At 37.8% G+C, this 18,078-nt stretch carries 20 protein-coding genes; 6 read left to right on the forward strand and 14 right to left on the reverse strand.

From position 1 onward, the window contains the following. Position 1 precedes the first annotated feature (1 nt). Positions 2-934 carry a DMT family transporter gene (locus GTK57_RS03650; RefSeq protein WP_171522134.1) on the reverse strand — a complete coding sequence of 311 codons (933 nt, stop codon included), beginning with the start codon at positions 932-934 and terminating at the stop codon, positions 2-4. A gap of 103 nt (positions 935-1,037) precedes the next feature. Here GTK57_RS03650 and GTK57_RS03655 point away from each other — a divergent pair, with 103 nt between their 5' ends. After that, a complete protein-coding gene (locus GTK57_RS03655; protein WP_152875307.1) occupies positions 1,038-1,829 on the forward strand; it encodes a helix-turn-helix domain-containing protein in 792 nt (263 codons plus the stop codon). Between the two features lie 62 nt (positions 1,830-1,891). Here GTK57_RS03655 and GTK57_RS03660 read toward each other — a convergent pair whose 3' ends face one another. The 5 genes from GTK57_RS03660 to GTK57_RS03680 all read right to left on the reverse strand — a co-directional run bounded on the left by GTK57_RS03660 (position 1,892) and on the right by GTK57_RS03680 (position 5,614). After that, positions 1,892-2,296: an ExbD/TolR family protein gene (locus tag GTK57_RS03660; protein ID WP_163121384.1), complete on the reverse strand. Its 405-nt coding sequence runs from the start codon at positions 2,294-2,296 to the stop codon at positions 1,892-1,894. Then, positions 2,296-2,919 (reverse strand): MotA/TolQ/ExbB proton channel family protein, encoded by a 624-nt coding sequence (locus GTK57_RS03665; RefSeq protein WP_152875311.1) that lies wholly within the window; start codon positions 2,917-2,919, stop codon positions 2,296-2,298. Before GTK57_RS03665 ends, GTK57_RS03660 begins: the two co-directional genes overlap by 1 nt. 20 nt (positions 2,920-2,939) lie before the next feature. Next, a complete protein-coding gene (locus tag GTK57_RS03670; RefSeq protein ID WP_163121386.1) occupies positions 2,940-3,743 on the reverse strand; it encodes an energy transducer TonB in 804 nt (267 codons plus the stop codon). A 226-nt stretch (positions 3,744-3,969) separates the two neighbouring features. Next, positions 3,970-4,836: a formyltetrahydrofolate deformylase gene (gene purU / locus GTK57_RS03675; protein WP_152875315.1), complete on the reverse strand. Its 867-nt coding sequence runs from the start codon at positions 4,834-4,836 to the stop codon at positions 3,970-3,972. A 76-nt stretch (positions 4,837-4,912) separates the two neighbouring features. Beyond that, on the reverse strand, positions 4,913-5,614 hold the full coding sequence (locus GTK57_RS03680; protein ID WP_152875317.1) for a TetR/AcrR family transcriptional regulator: 702 nt from the start codon (positions 5,612-5,614) through the stop codon (positions 4,913-4,915). A gap of 112 nt (positions 5,615-5,726) precedes the next feature. Between GTK57_RS03680 and GTK57_RS03685 the strand changes: the two genes are divergently transcribed. From GTK57_RS03685 to GTK57_RS03700, 4 genes are all read left to right on the forward strand, one after another. Next, the gene (locus tag GTK57_RS03685; protein WP_163121388.1) at positions 5,727-7,175 is read left to right on the forward strand and encodes a coniferyl aldehyde dehydrogenase; all 1,449 of its coding nucleotides are present in this window, start codon (positions 5,727-5,729) and stop codon (positions 7,173-7,175) included. Positions 7,176-7,337: 162 nt separating this feature from the next. Continuing rightward, positions 7,338-7,574 (forward strand): 50S ribosomal protein L28, encoded by a 237-nt coding sequence (gene rpmB, locus GTK57_RS03690; RefSeq protein WP_053578814.1) that lies wholly within the window; start codon positions 7,338-7,340, stop codon positions 7,572-7,574. Positions 7,575-7,586: 12 nt separating this feature from the next. Further along, positions 7,587-7,742: a 50S ribosomal protein L33 gene (rpmG, locus tag GTK57_RS03695; protein ID WP_001205031.1), complete on the forward strand. Its 156-nt coding sequence runs from the start codon at positions 7,587-7,589 to the stop codon at positions 7,740-7,742. Between the two features lie 144 nt (positions 7,743-7,886). Then, a complete protein-coding gene (locus tag GTK57_RS03700) occupies positions 7,887-9,605 on the forward strand; it encodes a cation:proton antiporter (RefSeq protein ID WP_163121390.1) in 1,719 nt (572 codons plus the stop codon). 59 nt (positions 9,606-9,664) lie between these two features. Here the strand turns inward: GTK57_RS03700 and GTK57_RS03705 are convergent, their stop codons facing one another. The 7 genes from GTK57_RS03705 to GTK57_RS03735 all read right to left on the reverse strand — a co-directional run bounded on the left by GTK57_RS03705 (position 9,665) and on the right by GTK57_RS03735 (position 14,720). Beyond that, the gene (locus GTK57_RS03705; RefSeq protein ID WP_152875320.1) at positions 9,665-9,940 is read right to left on the reverse strand and encodes a hypothetical protein; all 276 of its coding nucleotides are present in this window, start codon (positions 9,938-9,940) and stop codon (positions 9,665-9,667) included. Between the two features lie 99 nt (positions 9,941-10,039). Continuing rightward, entirely contained in the window at positions 10,040-10,543 is a 504-nt protein-coding gene (locus GTK57_RS03710; protein WP_152875321.1) for a DUF6586 family protein, read from the reverse strand. A gap of 147 nt (positions 10,544-10,690) precedes the next feature. Then, the gene (locus tag GTK57_RS03715; RefSeq protein ID WP_152875322.1) at positions 10,691-10,966 is read right to left on the reverse strand and encodes an RNA recognition motif domain-containing protein; all 276 of its coding nucleotides are present in this window, start codon (positions 10,964-10,966) and stop codon (positions 10,691-10,693) included. A 79-nt stretch (positions 10,967-11,045) separates the two neighbouring features. Beyond that, on the reverse strand, positions 11,046-13,034 hold the full coding sequence (locus tag GTK57_RS03720; RefSeq protein ID WP_163121392.1) for an ATP-dependent helicase: 1,989 nt from the start codon (positions 13,032-13,034) through the stop codon (positions 11,046-11,048). Between the two features lie 43 nt (positions 13,035-13,077). Continuing rightward, the gene (locus GTK57_RS03725) at positions 13,078-13,248 is read right to left on the reverse strand and encodes a hypothetical protein (RefSeq protein ID WP_163121395.1); all 171 of its coding nucleotides are present in this window, start codon (positions 13,246-13,248) and stop codon (positions 13,078-13,080) included. A gap of 2 nt (positions 13,249-13,250) precedes the next feature. Next, positions 13,251-13,466, reverse strand: a complete 216-nt coding sequence (locus GTK57_RS03730) for a hypothetical protein (RefSeq protein WP_163121397.1) — start codon at positions 13,464-13,466, stop codon at positions 13,251-13,253. 114 nt (positions 13,467-13,580) lie between these two features. Beyond that, entirely contained in the window at positions 13,581-14,720 is a 1,140-nt protein-coding gene (locus tag GTK57_RS03735) for a glycerate kinase (protein ID WP_163124586.1), read from the reverse strand. Between the two features lie 81 nt (positions 14,721-14,801). Here GTK57_RS03735 and GTK57_RS03740 point away from each other — a divergent pair, with 81 nt between their 5' ends. Then, entirely contained in the window at positions 14,802-15,251 is a 450-nt protein-coding gene (locus GTK57_RS03740) for a carboxymuconolactone decarboxylase family protein (protein ID WP_163121399.1), read from the forward strand. 146 nt (positions 15,252-15,397) lie between these two features. On the opposite strand, the gene topA is transcribed toward GTK57_RS03740, so the two are convergent. Beyond that, on the reverse strand, positions 15,398-18,046 hold the full coding sequence (topA, locus tag GTK57_RS03745) for a type I DNA topoisomerase (protein ID WP_163121401.1): 2,649 nt from the start codon (positions 18,044-18,046) through the stop codon (positions 15,398-15,400). Positions 18,047-18,078: the final 32 nt, after the last annotated feature.

Genomic DNA, 18,078 nt, shown 5'->3' on the forward strand with positions numbered 1-18,078 from the left:
TTTATCTAAGAGATTTAGGAAAAGCTAAACTGCGTTTAATCCATTGATGCAAAGTCACAATAAATACTCCTGCCATAACTAGCAAAGTACCTAAAATAAAGTTGGTTTCAATATTTTCATTTAAGAATGCAACGCCAAAGACCATACCAAAAATTGGCGTTAAAAAGGAGAAAACCCCCAAACCATTGGCTAAATATTTTCTAAGCAACCAAAACCAAAGCAATAAACTAAAGAAAGACATCACAAACACATGAAATGCCAAGCTACTTATAGCAAGTACAGTCCAATGAATTACCGTTTGTCCTGTAAAATAAGCGACAGGCAATAAAAAAAGACACCCTCCCACCAATTGATAGAAAAGCGTTTGTGTAGGATGTGCATCACCTAGTTTTGTTAAGCGTAAAGAAATTGTGGTCAATGCCCACATAATACCTGCACATAACGCTAAAGCATCACCAAACAAAACTTGCTGTAAATTGATACCTACTTTTTGCTCACGCCCAACAAAGGACAAAACAATACCTGAAAATGCAATGAAAATACCGCCCCATTGAATTGTAGATAACCGCTCTGATGGCAATTTCCAATGCAAACCTAAAGCTACAAAAATTGGAGCGGTATACAGCAATACCACTGTATGAGATGCCGATGTAAAGCGTAAAGCTTCAGCCACAAAAATAAACTCAGCAGAAAATAAAAATGCGAGCCAAATACCTGGCAAGACATACTCTTTGGTATATAAATGCGTTCCTTTCGGTAATTGAATAAGTGGATACACTAAAATTGCAGCTAAACCCGATCGAATGGCAATTTGCATAATCGGTGATATATCAGGCGCAGCCAATTTCAGCACCACCTGCTGTACTCCCCAAACAATACACAATATAACCATTAAGCCAGATGCTTGTGCATCTAGCGACTTACGCAATTCCACGATGCTTACTCAATTACAACAAAGAAACACACTATAAAACTGTCGTAAATTAAATATATAATCTTATTCAGACAAATAATCATCTTATTCAGGCAATTTTCACATGGGCAAAAATCGCAACGATGATATAAGCACCTTCAAACAGCTCAAAACCAATGATGAGATTATTGCCCCTCTCTGGATTCATTTTAGAGAAGACCCTGCTCAGTCGGTTTATCCTGTGCATGGACATGCTTGGGGTGAGTTTGTGTATTCATTTAATGGCGTTCTAGAAGTGAATATCGCCAATAATGATTACATCACCCCACCACCTTATGGTATTTGGCTTCCGCCCAACTTAAAACACAGTGGTTTGAATAGAACACAAGTCTCTCATGGCACTTTATATGTCCATGAAAACCTCTGCGCACACTTACCTAAACATGCAGGCATTATGCTCACCACGCCGCTTGTGAGTGCGTTATTACATCAATTACGTGATTATCCTAAAGATCTGAATGATCCTGCACATATGCGCTTACTTTATGTTTTGCTTGATCAATTAAAGGATGCAGAAATAATTCGCACTTATTTACCACATTCAAATCATTCAGGGCTTAAACAAATTTTAGATTACTTACATCAAAACCCATCAGATCATAGTTCTTTAGAAGAACTTGCAAAAATGAGTAATATGACCGAACGTACTCTTGCTCGTTATAGTCAAAAAGAACTTGGTATGTCGTTAAATGAATGGCGACAAAGGCTGAAAGTAATGAAAGCCATGTCGATGCTGAATGAAGGTAAAAAAGTGGAAAGTATTGCGCTCGATTTAGGCTATTCCAACGCGACAGCTTTTATTAATATGTTTAAACGATGGATGAACCTGACGCCCGATCAATTTCGTAAGCGTTAACTTTAAATTTGAGCACAAAAAAGCGACCCACTTGGATCGCTTTTAGAAAAAATTTCTAAATATTAGTTTTCATTTACAAAGGCAATATCACTGAGTCCGGCTTCACTCGCACGTGACATCACTTGTGCAACAGTATCGTATTTAGATTCTTTATCTGCACGCAGTTGTACAGTTGGTTTTTGCTCTTGCTGACCAGCTTCATTAAAACGAGTTTCTAACTCATCCAAAGTGATCATTTTATCATCCCAAGCCACATCACCATTTGCATTAATACTTACCGTAATTGCTTTTGGTGGTTGATCTTGAATTTCAGCAGATGTTTGCGGCAAAGTTAATGGAATCGATGGGTTGGCAACGGTCGCAGTCACCAAGAAGATGATCATCAATACCAACATAATGTCGATAAGTGGAATGAGGTTCATCTCATTCATGCCACTATCGTTGTCTTCACCCAATTGAAAAGCCATTAAACTTGACCTCCAACTAAACCTTTTCCTGTTTCTTGTACTTCAACTTTTTGAGCTGATGAATCTTGTTGCAACATGGTGTCAATTAATAAGCTATGTGCATGATCTTGCAATTCATTGCTTAATGTTTTGTTGAAACGTGTGCAAATGTTATATGCAATAACCGCAGGAATTGCGACCGCTAAACCAAAGCCAGTCATAATAAGTGCTTCACCTACAGGTGTTGCAACTTGAGCCAAACCTGCTTGACCACTTTTACCAACAGCAACTAAAGCATGGAAAATACCCCAAACTGTACCAAATAAACCAACAAATGGTGCAAGTGAAGCAATTGTTCCAAGTACTGCAACGCCTTTTTCAGCAGAAGATTTTTCAACAGAAATTTGACGAAGAAGTGCTTGCTCTGCAACCGCTTTACGTTGTTCAAACGATAACGGTGAAAGCTTATTTTTCAATGCATTAATAGCTTTAGAAAGTTGAGCATAAGCAATTTGTTTCAGTTGGCGCGTTCCTATTAAACGTAAAATAAGGACGGTCCATGTCGTAATCGACATCACCAATAATACAAAATACAGCGTTTTGCTGACTGCATCTGCATGTTGCCAATAAACTGAAAAGTTCATACTCGAACTCCTGATAAATGTTAGCCGTTAGAATTCAATGTAAGTTCAAATGGTTGATCCGCTTTAAACGGATATGAAATACCATTTTCCTTATAAGGTTTGAATTTTGCACTTTTTACAGCGCGTACAATCTTTTGATCAAGGGCATCTATACCACTTGATTTAATTACTCTTACATTGGTGATGCTACCCTTCGCATCTGCTTCAATAGAAACAACAATAATGCGATTAGAGCCTTGTAAATCTTTGTTTGTATAAACTGGTTTTGGTGAACGTGACCAAGAAATTTGACCGATGTTTAGCTTTTTCGGAGTATTCATTTCTTGTTGACGACGTTGATTTTCACGTTGTTCATTTGCAAGGCGATCACGTTCAGCTTGTTCACGTTGCTGTTGATCACGCTGTTGTTGCTCTAAACGCTTTTGTTGTTCTTGCTGTTCTTGTTGCTGCTTTAATTTGTCTAAACGCTCTTGATCAACTTTCTTTTTATCTACAACTTCTTCTTTAGGTTGAACCTTTTTCTCAGTTACTTTTTGCTTTTGAGTAATAATTTTAGGTTGTACAACAGGCTCAACAACAACTTTGGGTTCTGGTTTTGGCGGTTGAACAACTGGTTTTACGGGTTCAACCACCGGTTCATCTGCAATTGTTACGAAACGAACACTCATTGGTTTGGTTTCGTTTGGCTTGATTTCTAAAGTCTTGATATGACTCAAAGCCCACATAATACTCAAATGTCCGACAATTACTGCAGTTAAAGCAATAATGACTTTCTTTTTCATCGGATTATGTTCAGGCATTATAGGTGCGGCAGATTGAGTCATTAAATTCTGTTACCTTCAAAAGAAAATTGCAGTTTCAAAGCAGCAATTAAACTTATCGGTTTGTACAATTAAAGTGGCACAATGATAAATGAGAAGTGTTTTCATTTGCAACATTTAATTTGTCTATTTTTATTACTTTTTTATTGATTTATATTACTTGTGATTCATATCTTCAATAAAAAAGGCATACTTTTAGTATGCCTTTTTATCTGTATCAAATAAAGACTTATTGGAATACAACAGTCTTATTACCATCTACAATAATTCGATCTTCTAAATGCCATTTAACCGCACGTGCCAACACATTACGCTCTACATCTTGACCTAAGTCACGAAGTTGATCCACGGTAAAGTCATGGCTTACACGTTCAACATCTTGCTCAATAATAGGACCTTGATCTAGGTCTGCTGTTACATAATGAGCTGTTGCACCAATAAGCTTCACACCCTTTTCATGCGCTTGTTTATAAGGATTTGCACCTACAAAAGCAGGCAAGAATGAATGATGGATATTGATCACTTTCATTTCCCATTTTTTTACAAATTCTTCATCTAAAATTTGCATATAACGTGCAAGCACAAGCAAGTCATTACCTTGCATCAACTCATCAATTTGTGCATAAGCTTCACGTTTATTTTCTTTATTTACAGGTACAACTTCAAATGGAATACCAAAGTTTTCTACAGACTCACGTAATGTGTCGTGGTTAGAAACAACTTTCGTAATTTCACATGGTAAACCACCACGCGCATGACGCCATAAAAGCTCAAGCAATGCATGGTCTACTTTTGAAACCAAGATACCTACTTTTTTAACATCGCTCACTAAAGCCAAACGCCATTGCATTTCATAACGTTCAGCAACATTCGATGCAAAAGTTTGGGTTAGGTTTTCTTTACGGCTTTGTAAGTTATCTAGCTCAAACTCAACACGCATAAAGTAACGCCCGCCCTGAGCCGCTGTAGCGTATTGATCAAGAGCTGTAATATTCGCTCCTTGATGATACAAAAAGCTAGAAACAGCTTGCACAATACCTGGTTTATCTTCACAGGTAATTAACAAACGTGCAGTGTTGGCAGTCGTCATATTCATGTTGTTTTATATCGCTAATCAGTAAATTAAAATAAGCCGAGTATTCTAACGCTTTTCTATTGCAGACAAAATAGAATTATTCACTATCTATTTTTTTTGCAGATGAAAGACTTTCGAATAATTCAGATGAACCAAAAGATTCCAATAATCCTTCATACGTATTTCTGCTTTCACCACGCAAATAAGCACCTTCTAAGAAGACCATTTGACGTAAAGCTTGCCATACCCACTTTTCTTCCAATGTATTTGAATCTTTAATATGACCCGACATATAAAGGAAGTTTGTCCAGTTGGTCAAAACAATCCATAAATTAATGGTTAATGCTTCAATTTCTGAATCCGTCATTTCCATCAAGCCAGCTTTCACAAAAGCCTTATAGACCTTCTGCCCTTGCTGCATCACTTGACCTGCAAAACGTGGATACATTTTTCTGAAGTCTTCGTTATTCTCAACCAAATGATAAACGTCACGATGCAAGAAACGATATGCCCATAATTGGCTACTTAATACTTGGAAATAACGAATTTTATCATTTGCATCTAAAACTCGATCATCTGGTAATGCCAACATTTCAAGCGTTTCAGATTGATACTGCTCCATTAACTCTTTAATGATTTCACTTTTATTTCGGAAATGATAATACAAGTTACCAGGGCTCATATTTAGCTCAGCGGCAATATGATTCGTTGTTACTGAACGCTCACCGCGCTCATTAAACAATTGCAAACTTAGCTGTAAAATACGCTCTTTGGTTTTGACCGTTTTTGACTGAGACATCCTGACATAACCATCTGTATATAATGTTAACAAACTAACATGAAGTATCTTGACTATTTAGAGTAAATACTCTAAAAACTAACTTATTCGCTTTTATTAAATGTAATTTGCCATGAACAGTCAAACAAAAAATACAACGATGACCGCGCATTCGTTTGACGAACAGCGTTTAAATGAACTTCTTTCATTACAAAAATTCGCTTATCAGCGTTATCCTGTGCCTACAGCGAAAGAACGTATTGACCGACTTGCTCGATTAAAACGTGTCTTAGTTAAATATCAAGATCAATTTGCTGAAGCAATTAATCAAGATTATGGAAACCGCTCAGTAAGCGAAACAAAAATTGGCGAACTCCTAACTTGCTTAGAGCATATCAAATATTACAGTAAAAACCTAAAAGCTTGGATGAAACCCTCTAAACGTCATGTTGGAATCATCCATCAACCTGCAAAAGCTTGGGTTGAATATCAACCTTTAGGTGTTATTGGCATTATTGCACCATGGAATTACCCTTTATTACTTTCCGTTGGCCCACTTATTTGTGCGCTTGCAGCAGGTAATCACGCCATGATTAAAATTTCGAGTGCATCTGCAAATTTTGGTCGTGTTTTAGAAACAGCAATAGCAGAAGCTTTTCCACAAGAACTTGTAGCTGTAGTAAATGGTGGCGGTGTTATTTCTGACTTATTTTGTCATTTAGCATTCGATAAAATTATTTTTACTGGCTCAACCAATGTTGGTAAAACAATTATGGCAGCAGCAGCAGAAAACTTAGTTCCTGTTATTTTAGAACTTGGTGGTAAATCGCCTGTACTTGTACATTCATCAAGCGATATGGCCGATGTTGCACAGCGAATTGCCGTAGGAAAATTATGGAATGCAGGACAAACCTGTGTTGCACCTGACTTTATGTTTCTCCCTAAAGGAAAAACAGCTGAATTCATCGAATATTTCAAGACATATGTGCTCGAAATGTATCCAAGCATTTTAAATAATCCAGATTACACATCTATCGTAAATGACAAACAATATAATCGTTTGCAGGGTTATTTAGAAAATGCACGAGAACTTGGTGCAAAAATAATTGAAATAAATCCACAAAGCGAAGATGCCAGTTTAAATCGTAAAATTGTGCCAACAATCTTGACTGGCGTGACTTCCGACATGGAAATCATGAAGAATGAAATCTTCGGACCCATCCTTCCTATTATGGAATATCATCAAATAGATGATGTAATTGAGTTTATTAATAGCCGTCCGCGTCCACTTGCATTATACTATTTCGACTTTGATCAGGCGCGTGCAGATTATGTCGCACAGCGCACACATTCAGGTCACTTTGGATTGAACACTGTTTTAACCCATGTTGCACAAGACGATTTACCTTTTGGTGGCGTTGGTGCTTCAGGTATGGGAAAATATCACGGTCCAGAAGGTTTTTTCAGTTTGTCACATGAACGGTCTATGATGTCTAATCCCAAGTTGTATAGCTTGAAATTCATTCTCCCTCCGTTCGATAAGCCGATTCATCGACTAATTTCGAAGACTCTACTTCGATAACTGATCAAGGCATGAGCTATCGCACATGAGTAGGTCGTGTTTTTCATAAATTCGCTTGTCTTTTAAGCGTATTTTTGGTATAAAACGCCCCTTGAATGATTTCATCCGTTTACTTTTAATGACTAGCAGCACAATCGGTGCTGTCTAGCAATGGAGTTCACCATGTCTAAGGTTTGCCAAGTTACCGGCAAGCGTCCAGTCGTTGGAAACAATGTCTCGCACGCCAATAACAAAACCAAACGCCGGTTCGAGCCGAACCTGCATCACCACCGTTTCTGGTTAGAAACCGAAAAACGTTTCGTACGTCTTCGTCTAACTACTAAGGGTATGCGTATTATCGACAAATTGGGTATCGAAAAGGTTGTTGCTGACCTTCGTGCTCAAGGTCAAAAGATCTAAGGAGTCTGTACAATGCGTGATAAAATTCGTCTAGTTTCTTCAGCTGGTACAGGTTATTTCTATACCACTACTAAGAACAAACGTACTATGCCGGAAAAAATGGAAATCAAAAAATTTGATCCAAAAATCCGTCAACACGTAATCTTCAAAGAAGCTAAAATTAAATAATTTTAGCTTTTTAAGAAAAACGACCCCAAAGGTCGTTTTTTTTTGCCTTTTTTTTATTCGGCTTGTTACACTTTATAAATGATTTTTTTGGCATTCTTTGTGCTTATTTATCTTAAACCTTAACTTTGACTTAAGGAGTTTTTAGTGCCACATGATGTAGAGCTCATAATATTACTTGCCGTTGGCTTTGGGGTTGCCCTTATTTTTGGCTATATAGCCGCCCGATTACGTTTACCACCTCTTATTGGCTATCTTATTGCCGGTATTATTATTAGCCCCAATACACCTGGGGTTGTTGGTGATCTACATCTTGCAAATCAGCTTGCCGAACTTGGGGTAATGTTCCTTATGTTTGGTGTTGGTATGCACTTCTCATTAAAAGATTTAGTACAAGTACGTCGTATTGCCATACCTGGTGCTATTTTACAAATTACAGTTGCAACCTTACTTGGTATGGGTATTTCCATGCTTTGGGGATGGAGTTTCGGCTCTGCATTGGTCTTTGGTTTAAGTCTTTCTTGCGCAAGTACCGTTGTTCTACTCAAAGCTTTAGGCGACAGAGGTTTAATAAACTCTGTTAACGGAAAAATTGCAGTCGGTTGGTTATTGGTCGAAGACCTTGTTATGGTTTTAGTCTTAGTACTTTTACCTGCAACAGCCGTTTTACTTGGCGGACAAGCATTATCAGCAGATGCTGCAAATGAAAATATTTGGCTAACATTAGGCATTACCTTACTTAAAGTTGTTGGTTTCATTGCATTCATGCTCATTATTGGTAAACGACTTGTTCCAATGATTATGCAAGTGGTCGCACGTTTAGGTTCTCGTGAATTATTTACCCTGACCGTTGTTGCTGCGGCAGTTTCCATTGCCTTTGGTGCATATAAAGTCTTTGGCGTTTCTATGGCTTTAGGTGCGTTCTTTGCGGGGATGGTGGTCAAAGAGTCGGACTTTAGTCAACGCGCAGAAGCAGAAACACTCCCACTTCGTGAAATTTTCTCTATTTTATTTTTCGTTTCTGTCGGAATGTTATTCGACCCACGAATTTTAATTGAGCAACCCCTTCATGTACTTGGCGTTGTTGCCATCATTATGATTGGTAAAACAATTGCAGCCATGGCATTGGTGCTTTTCTTTAGATATCCAATTAATACAGCACTTACAGTTGGGGCTAGTTTAGCCCAAATTGGTGAGTTTTCCTTTATTTTGGCAACGCTTGGGGTCTCTCTACAATTATTATCACTTGAGGGTCAAAATTTAATTTTGGCAGGTGCTTTAATTTCAATTACCTTAAACTCATTTATTTTCTCTGCGGTAGAACCAATACAAAACTGGATCCGTAATCGCTCACAATTGGCGCGTTTACTTGAGCGTAGTGGTGACCCATTAGCTATGCTTCCAGATGCCGTTTCACAAGATTACCTACGTGATCAGGTCGTTATTGTTGGACATGGTGAAGTTGGTCGTCGTATTACCAAAACTTTAATGGAACAAAATATTAAAGTTGTGATTGCAGAAGAAAACCGTGAAATTGTAGAAAATTTGCGTGAAAAAGATATCGCTGCTGTTTGTGGTCTTGCAACCGAGCCAAGTGTACTCATTCAAGCGCATATCCAACATGCACGTCTTTTAGTCCTTTCCCCTATGGATATTTTAGATATTCATAAAATTGTAGATATTGCAAAAACACTAAATCCGCAAATTCAAGTTTTAGTCTGTGCGGAAAGTAAAGCCGAAGCTGAAGTGATTCGTAAAGATAATATTGGTGAAGTTTATTTTGCAAAAGAAGAAATGGCGAAAAATATGACCAATCATATTCTCCATCAAATTGACATTGCACATCATCAATCTTCATCGCATTAAAAATATTTAAATCAAAATTAAAAAAGCGCACTCAATGGTGCGCTTTTTTAGCAAAAAATTTAGCTCATAAATTTTGGTTTTTCATCTACAACAACTGCTTCAAATTCAGCGACTTCCTTTTCCATAAGTGCAAATAAAGCAGCCTGAATCATTTGCTGTGCAACCACGGGCATTTTTTCACCCAATAATGCACGAACTTCATCATTAAACTGAATTTTCACCAAAGGATCTTCAGAACCTGCATTACGCAATGCCAATTCACCATCTTCAAGTTGAACGAGTTCTAAGATCGCTTCTTGACTACCAAATAACTCTTTCAATTGCTCTATCGACATATATCCTCCATGTTCAACATGGTAGCAAATGTATTTTCATTCATTGAATGATTAATATTAGGTCATAACTTTAGAATTCAAGAGCCATTCATCTGAGTATTAAAATTCGACCATCTCGTTACGAAAACCATCAATCAGTTGCGTAATATCTCGATGCCATTCTCTTAAAATTTTTGTGTCCGGCAACCAAGCTTGTGAAGTTTGCGTCACTTTTATAATTAAGTTAGATGATGTTTCTTGCTCTGGTTCTGGTGCACTTGGCTCTGGCGTGTACTGACATAAACGATAAGCACGTTTTAACTCTGCAATAAAACCATCTTTCGCAAGCTTTTGTAAAATGCTAATTTCAGGCGAAACCTGCCCTTTTGCTGTCATATGTTCTTCAATAGACTTTAATGTTGGATTTGCATCACTTAATCTGTAGTAACGAACCAATTCCTGTAAAAAAGCTAAAACAGCACCATGCAAATGAAAGACCGCAGCTTCACGATATGCTTGCACTTGTTGAATATGTTCAGTTTGCTCTGCTTGTTGACACGAAAGACGTGCAAAATATAATTTTTGATTTGTGCGATCTGCGTGAAAGCGAGCAACTCGTGACATGAAGATGATTCCTAATATTTGGCGTTTTTGTCATCATCTAGATTAAACGTAATTATTGATAATTCACAATAAAATTTATGCATGATCTATTTCAATTTAATCAATGCATAAAAAAGGAGCTTTATTTGCTCCCTTTTTATATCACTTTTATTCAGCAGCTTTTGGCTGTTCTTCCGCTTTAGGCTTATCTTCAGCCAATTTCACACGAATACCATGTCCGTGTAAGCGTAAAGTGTTTAATCCTTTTACTGCTTTAATTGCTTCACGCGCATGTGGCATTTCAACAAAAGCAAAACCTTTCGATTTTCCTGTTTCTGCATCTAGAACCAATGTACAAGATCCAACAGTACCAAAGCCTTGGAACAATTTTAAAAGTTCTGGTTCTGTTACAGTGCGTTCTAAGTTACGAACTAAAATTTTCATCTTACAACCTTAAAATAGGCAAAAATCACCAAAAAGCACTCGCCTACTCTACTTTTTGTACAAAACATCTCGCTATAGTTTAATCGAGATCGATACCAAAATCTAAATTAATCGACTGACGCTCAATTAATGCCGTTTTCACAGTTTGTTGCCGTGGTTTATGATGCGTTTCCATAGTGCATAAATTTCGAGTTAAATCATTTAAGAAATAACTTTCAACTTTACGACCTTGTTCATCAATAATATCTTTTGCCCATAAGTTTAAATTTTGCTTGGTTAAAATCAATTCATTTTGTGCTCGAGTTAAAGCCACGTAAAGAACACGACGCTCTTCTTCAACATCATCAAAATTACCTTGGGCACGTGCATTTGGATATTGCCCTGCAGTTACATTCGCAACATAACAAACTTTTTGTTCTGTGCCTTTTGCAGAGTGAATAGTAATTAAAGTCACGGCATCCGTTTCAGACTGGCGTTCAATTTCTGAAATTGAAACAGGATCGAGCACATAAGCTTCTAAAAATTCACTCAATTGATCATGCTTAGATGCCAATTGTTTGACGAGTTCAAAATCACCTTGGCGACGATTCCAATCTTTCTTATAGTTTTCGGCTAATTGATCTTCAAGCGCTTGAACACCTAAACTCACACATTCTTTCACTTCACCACGAAGCACATTCATTTGCTTCATCATGAGTAACGTTTTTTCTGGAATACGCCCAAAACCTTCTAATTTTTCAACAAGCTTATCAAACTCAGGTTCTATAAGTAATTGCTGTACCAAACGGCTTGCGCCTACATCACCCACGCCATTCCATAAGGTGAGAAAACGCATCCACGCAATATCATCTAATGGATTGGCAATTACACGTAACAAACTCACCAAATCTTTCACGTGCGCTGTTTCAAGAAGCTTCATACCACCAATAAATCGATAAGGTACATTTGAAGCAATACAAGCCGCCTCAATATGACGAGCCGCAAAACTTGAACGCACCAAAACCATGTGATCTTTCCACGGTTTTCCTTCTAAGAAATGACGTTCTTTAATATCAACTGCAATCCATTTGGCTTCATCAAATTCATTTGGAAAAATATGTAATCTTGGCTTAACACCTTCACCTCGATGTGCTTCTAAATGCTTATCGTATTTAATTTCACTCTGATCCAATAACCAATTCGATAAATCTAAAATTTCTTGCGTTGAACGATAATTTTTTTCTAATTTATGAATTTTTGCATCGGGTACTCGATCTTTAAAATGATGAATATTTTCAAAATCTGCACCACGGAAACCGTAAATTGATTGTGCATCATCACCCACACAAAAGAGGCTTACTTTTTCTTTTAAAGGCTCTAACAAAGCCCATTGCAGAGGATTGGTATCTTGCATTTCATCGACCAACATATGTCGACAAATTGAAGATACATAATCGACCAAACCATCTGACTCATCTAAAGCTTTAGCTACAATTGCTAAAATATCATCATAATCAAGAAAACTACGTGCACGTTTTCGTGTTTCGTATTCTTTCATAATCTCAGCAATTTGGTCTTTAAAAACAATATGTTCAGGATGTTGTTTTTCTAAGGCAATACTAAGTTTCTGACGTGTATTTCGTGCAAAAGAATATAAGTCGCAGAGTTCTTGTGGTTTAGGCAATTGATTTGGATTTTTCTTATCATCTTTTCCTCGAATAAGGCGGAACATCATCAATTGATCATCACGATCGATAATTGAAAATTGTTCTAAGCCAAATGCTTTTGGAATACGGCGTAAAAGATACATACAAAATGTATGGAAGGTAGATGCACGTAAACCTTTGGCTTGATCACCCAATGCAAGTTCTACACGTGCAACAATTTCACTTGCCGAACGACGCGTAAAAGTCAAAATTTGAATTTGATTTGCAGGAACACCTTGATCAATTAAATATGCAGCACGCGCTACGATGGTTTTGGTTTTACCACAGCCCGCACCTGCCAAAACTAGACTATGCTTTGACTCTGTTGTCGCAGCTTGTTTTTGTTGTGGATTTAATTCATCAATTAGGCTGGCTAAACTCATGGTGTCTCATCGTGCTTGGTTAAGCTGTAGTTTAGCAGAGCTACTACCAAAACTTTAATAATTCCAATTTATTCATTTTAAGCTCTTTAATAGCTACTTGAAAATTCATAATGATCTCTAGACTTAAAACACTTTTATCGGACTTTCCTTGAATATCTTTCATCAAAATTCCGTAATGAGTAGTTACCAATTTACCAGCCTCTTTTTGTTTCATTGTCAAAAATCTCTCGAAGCTAACCATATTCTATTTAATTCTTGTTCTTCATGTCCCTGTAGATATTTTTCATCCCAATGAATGCTTCTTAGCACTTTCAAAATCTCTCTTTTATTTTCTTCAAAAGCAGCATATTTTACTCCGATTACGGCTGTATAAAGACCCGCTACGACACCAGAAATCAATCCAGTTATTAAACCCAATAATATATCGCTCATTTAATTACATACCACTTTATATTTTCTAGCATTCTGATAAGCGTATAGCGACATGGATGTCGCTCATTGAGCTGAGGTATATGGAAATACCTTCAGCTCAATAAAAGATTTTTGTTACTTTTGATCTTTCAAAAGTAAAGACACTTTAGCAACTTTCTTTTCTAAATTCTTCTCTGCATTTTTCAAAGCAACTTCCAAATTACAATTGGGTTCATTAATCGAAATAATTTGAGTAAAACCCTCATCAAATAAAGGCTCAACATCATCCCCAACACGCCCTGCAAAAGCAATTAAAGGCTTATTCAACCGCTTCGCAACTTGCGCCACAGCCCAAGGGGTTTTCCCAAACTTGGTCTGAAAATCGATACTTCCCTCACCTGTAAACACATAATCCGCTTCAGCAATCTTTTCAGCCAAACCTGTTTGCTCTATGACTAAACTCGCACCCGATTGAATTTTTGCATTGGCAAAAGCCATTAAGCCAAAACCCAAACCACCTGCAGCTCCTGCACCCGCAACATTTCGAACATCAAAATTTAAAACCGATTCAACAATATTGGAAAAGTGAAGAAGATTTGCATCGAGTTGTTTGACCATTTCAGGCGTAGCACCCTTTTGCGGAGCAAAAACATAAGATGCACCATTTTCACCACACAAAGGATTATTCACATCTGAAGCAATTAAAATATCAACGTCTTTTAAGCGAACATCAAGTTGAGTTAAATCAATTTTCGATATTTGATTTAAAACACCACCACACATCTGAACTTCATTTCCAAAATCATCTAAAAAACGAACACCCAAAGCTTGTGCCATACCACTTCCAGCATCATTGGTCACACTACCACCTAAACCAATAATGATTTTTTTCACGCCTAAATCTAAAGCATGGCGAATCATTTTCCCTGTGCCGAAAGTACTGGTAAATAATGGATTACGCTGTGATTTTTCAAGTAAATCTATGCCATTGGCTTTTGCCATCTCCATAATGGCGGTTTGACCATCATCCACAAGCCCAAAATAAATTTGAATCGTTTGATGTGGCAATGGCCCTTGAACTGAACAATGAACTTTTTCTCCACTTAACGCATGTATAAGCGCATCAACCGTTCCCTCGCCACCATCTGCCATAGGAACATGAATACACTGTGCTTGCGGAAATACCTGCTGAATACCTCGTTGCATTGCCATACACGCCTGTTCGGCTGTCATACTTTCTTTAAATGAATCTGGTGCAAGAACAAATGTTTTTATTGTAGGCATGTGCTAAAGAACTTTAGGATGTAAGGTTGATGCTTCATACTATATGTAAATACAGCAATATGATAAATAACCATGAAGCGAATTAATTTAGGACAATCTGCACCTGAACTTTATCAAAAAGTAATTGAGCTCGATCAAATCGCAATGCAAAAGCTTGATGAGTCAGGAATAACTCATGGTTTTGCTCACTTACTTAAACTTCGTGCATCACAAATGAATCAATGTGCTTTTTGCATTCGTTTACATACGCAAGATGCATTAAAAGCAGGTGAAAGTATAGATCGTATAACTTTGCTAAATGCATGGTCTGAAACTGAATATTTTAATGAACAAGAACGTGCAGCATTAAGCTTGATCGAAGCCATTACCTTAGTGTCTGAAGGACAAGTGGATGATGCTATTTATGAAGATGCCTTACCCTTTTTAACCGATGCACAAATAAGTGCTGTTGAATGGTTAGCCATCGTGATTAACACATGGAATCGAATTGCAATTTCAAGTCGTTACACTGTTAAACCATAAAAGTTTTCTTCTAATTGAGGAAAACTTACCCACATTTAAAAAGTAAACTGTGGATAAAATGGACAATATCCACAAACTTAGGTTTTAAATTGACATAAAAAATGCCGACCAAAGTCAGCATTTTTTTAATCACTTAGATGAGCATTTTAAGCTTCGCCCCATTTACCATCTTGGTAAACTAAGCTCCACTTTGTTTGCTTACCTTCAGGCGTTTCAGAACCAATATATTGCACTTGGTTTTTACGACTGAATTTCACCAATGTTGGATTCCCTTCAGGATCAACATCTGGCGCTTGCAAAATAAATTGATACTTTGGATCGAGCTGTTCAGCAACACTACGAAGCTCAGCAACCTTAGGTGCACGTGTTTCACGCACTTTAGGGAACTTACTTGCAGCTAAGAATAAACCTGCCGCACCATCACGCAATACAAAGAAATCATCATGTTTTGTAGAACGTAGATGCTCCATTTTAATTGGATCTACACGTGGAGGCGCAGGTTGACCGCTTTTCAAAACTTTACGTGTATTGTCACAGCTTGTACAAGCGAAGTACGGTCCAAAACGACCTGTCTTCAATTGCATTTCACCTTCGCATTTGTCACATGGAATGGTTGGACCATCGTAACCTTTGATTTTGAACTCACCTTCTTCAAGTTCATAACCATTACAGTCTGGGTTATTACCACAAACATGTAATTTACGACCGCCATCAATCACGTAACTGTCCATTGCTGTTTCACAAATTGGACAACGCTTTTTAGACATTAAGTCAGCTGTTTCGGCTGCATCATCATCAGACAATGCTGCAAGCGATTCTACTGGCGTTAAGTTAAATGTACCTTTGCAGCGTTCTTTGGGTGGCAAGTTATAACCTGAACATCCTAAGAATACGCCTGTTGTACCTGTACGAATCTGCATTGGACGGTCACATTCTTTACAATGAACCGCTTCAACTTCTACAGGTTGATTACGGCGCATACCGTTTTCGCCCTGAGCAGTCGTTAAACGCTTTTTGAAATCGCCATAGAAACTATCAAGCAACTCTTTCCAGTTACGATCACCATCTGCAACTTTATCGAGCTGACTTTCTAAATCTGCGGTAAACGCATAATTCATTAAGTTATTGAAGTTTTCATCGAGACGATCAGTCACGATTTCGCCCATCTTCTCTGCAAAAAGACGACGGTTATCAATTTTCACATAACCACGATCTTGAATCGTTGAGATGATTGCAGCATAGGTCGATGGACGACCAATACCTTTTTTCTCGAGTTCTTTTACAAGCGATGCTTCTGTAAAACGTGCAGGTGGTTTTGTGAAGTGTTGAGATGGATCAAGCTTCTCAAGTTTAAGCACTTCACCCACTTTTACTGCAGGTAATAACACATCGTCATCAGATTTATTTTGACCACGAACTTTGGTGAAACCGTCAAATACTAAAGTACGACCTTTCGCTTTCAGTTCTACGCCATTTGCATCAACCAAAATAGTCGATGATAAATATTGTGCAGGTGTCATTTGACACGCAACAAATTGACGCCAAATTAAGTCATAAAGACGTTGAGCATCTCGATCTACACCTGCAAGCTGATCGCCTTTGAGTGCAACACTCGATGGACGAATTGCTTCATGGGCTTCTTGTGCGCCTGCCTTATTACCGTATTTATTTGGTTTTTCAGGAAGATATTTCTCACCAAATTCAGTTTCAATATGCGAACGCACCATACTTACAGCATCATCACTTAAGAATGTTGAGTCCGTACGCATGTAGGTAATGAAACCAGCTTCATATAAGCGTTGTGCCATAGTCATGGTTTTCTTTACAGAGAAACCAAGACGTGTGCTTGCCGCTTGTTGAAGCGTAGACGTGATATATGGCGCACTAGGATTAACCTTAGTTGGCTTATCTTCACGTGTTGAAACTTTATATTCAGCATCGTTTAAAATTTTTAATAAAGCATCTGTTTGTGCTTTATTTTGCAGTTTTAAGGTTTTACCACCTTGTTTCACTGCTTCTAAACGAATGTCATCTTTTTGAGATTGCGTATCTGCAAAAACTTGCCAATATTCTTCTGGAATAAATGCACGAATTTCTCGTTCACGTTCCACAACGAGTTTTGCTGCAACAGATTGCACACGACCTGCCGACAAACCACGGGCAATTTTTTCCCACAGTAGTGGCGAAATCATAAAACCAACAATACGGTCTAAGAAACGACGTGCTTGTTGTGCATTAACTTTGTCAGTATCTAGGCGAGAAGGTTGTTTAAAAGCTTCTTGAATAGCATTTTTCGTAATTTCGTTGAAAACAACACGTTGATAACGTGAATCATCTCCACCAATCACTTCTTTTAAATGCCAAGCAATTGCTTCCCCTTCTCTATCCATATCCGTTGCGAGATAGATTTCATCGACTTGCGATGCGAGTTTTTTTAGTTCTGCAACAACATGTTCTTTACCTGGAAGCACTTCATACTTTGCTTTCCAGTCATGTTCAGGGTCTACACCCATACGGTTAATTAATGCATTTTGAGCTTTTTCAGCTTTCTCAGCATCGGTTAACTTTGTACGCGTAGCAGGTTTTTTCTCTGTCGACTTCGCAGAACCACCTGTTGGCAAATCACGTACGTGACCCACAGATGATTTAACAATGTACTGAGAACCTAAGTATTTGTTGATTGTTTTCGCTTTTGCAGGCGACTCCACAATCACGAGTGCACGTTTTTTCCCAGCTTCGGAAGATTTAGCTGCTGTAGTAGTGCTTTTGGATGTGGACCGAGGAGCGTTCGCCATAATGAACCGTTATTCCTGTTTATATGGGTATA

It is taken from the genome of Acinetobacter portensis (assembly GCF_010646905.1).
Classification (GTDB): domain Bacteria; phylum Pseudomonadota; class Gammaproteobacteria; order Pseudomonadales; family Moraxellaceae; genus Acinetobacter; species Acinetobacter portensis.

Bases quoted from the DNA above. Each gene is read 5' to 3' on its own strand.
- GTK57_RS03655 (WP_152875307.1), top strand. From the start codon at position 1,038: ATGGGCAAAAATCGCAACGATGATATAAGCACCTTCAAACAGCTCAAA.
- GTK57_RS03660 (WP_163121384.1), bottom strand. From the start codon at position 2,296: ATGGCTTTTCAATTGGGTGAAGACAACGATAGTGGCATGAATGAGATG.
- GTK57_RS03665 (WP_152875311.1), bottom strand. From the start codon at position 2,919: ATGAACTTTTCAGTTTATTGGCAACATGCAGATGCAGTCAGCAAAACG.
- GTK57_RS03670 (WP_163121386.1), bottom strand. From the start codon at position 3,743: ATGACTCAATCTGCCGCACCTATAATGCCTGAACATAATCCGATGAAA.
- purU (WP_152875315.1), bottom strand. From the start codon at position 4,836: ATGAATATGACGACTGCCAACACTGCACGTTTGTTAATTACCTGTGAA.
- GTK57_RS03680 (WP_152875317.1), bottom strand. From the start codon at position 5,614: ATGTCTCAGTCAAAAACGGTCAAAACCAAAGAGCGTATTTTACAGCTA.
- GTK57_RS03685 (WP_163121388.1), top strand. From the start codon at position 5,727: ATGAACAGTCAAACAAAAAATACAACGATGACCGCGCATTCGTTTGAC.
- rpmB (WP_053578814.1), top strand. From the start codon at position 7,338: ATGTCTAAGGTTTGCCAAGTTACCGGCAAGCGTCCAGTCGTTGGAAAC.
- rpmG (WP_001205031.1), top strand. From the start codon at position 7,587: ATGCGTGATAAAATTCGTCTAGTTTCTTCAGCTGGTACAGGTTATTTC.
- GTK57_RS03705 (WP_152875320.1), bottom strand. From the start codon at position 9,940: ATGTCGATAGAGCAATTGAAAGAGTTATTTGGTAGTCAAGAAGCGATC.
- GTK57_RS03710 (WP_152875321.1), bottom strand. From the start codon at position 10,543: ATGTCACGAGTTGCTCGCTTTCACGCAGATCGCACAAATCAAAAATTA.
- GTK57_RS03715 (WP_152875322.1), bottom strand. From the start codon at position 10,966: ATGAAAATTTTAGTTCGTAACTTAGAACGCACTGTAACAGAACCAGAA.
- GTK57_RS03720 (WP_163121392.1), bottom strand. From the start codon at position 13,034: ATGAGTTTAGCCAGCCTAATTGATGAATTAAATCCACAACAAAAACAA.
- GTK57_RS03725 (WP_163121395.1), bottom strand. From the start codon at position 13,248: ATGAAACAAAAAGAGGCTGGTAAATTGGTAACTACTCATTACGGAATT.
- GTK57_RS03730 (WP_163121397.1), bottom strand. From the start codon at position 13,466: ATGAGCGATATATTATTGGGTTTAATAACTGGATTGATTTCTGGTGTC.
- GTK57_RS03740 (WP_163121399.1), top strand. From the start codon at position 14,802: ATGAAGCGAATTAATTTAGGACAATCTGCACCTGAACTTTATCAAAAA.
- topA (WP_163121401.1), bottom strand. From the start codon at position 18,046: ATGGCGAACGCTCCTCGGTCCACATCCAAAAGCACTACTACAGCAGCT.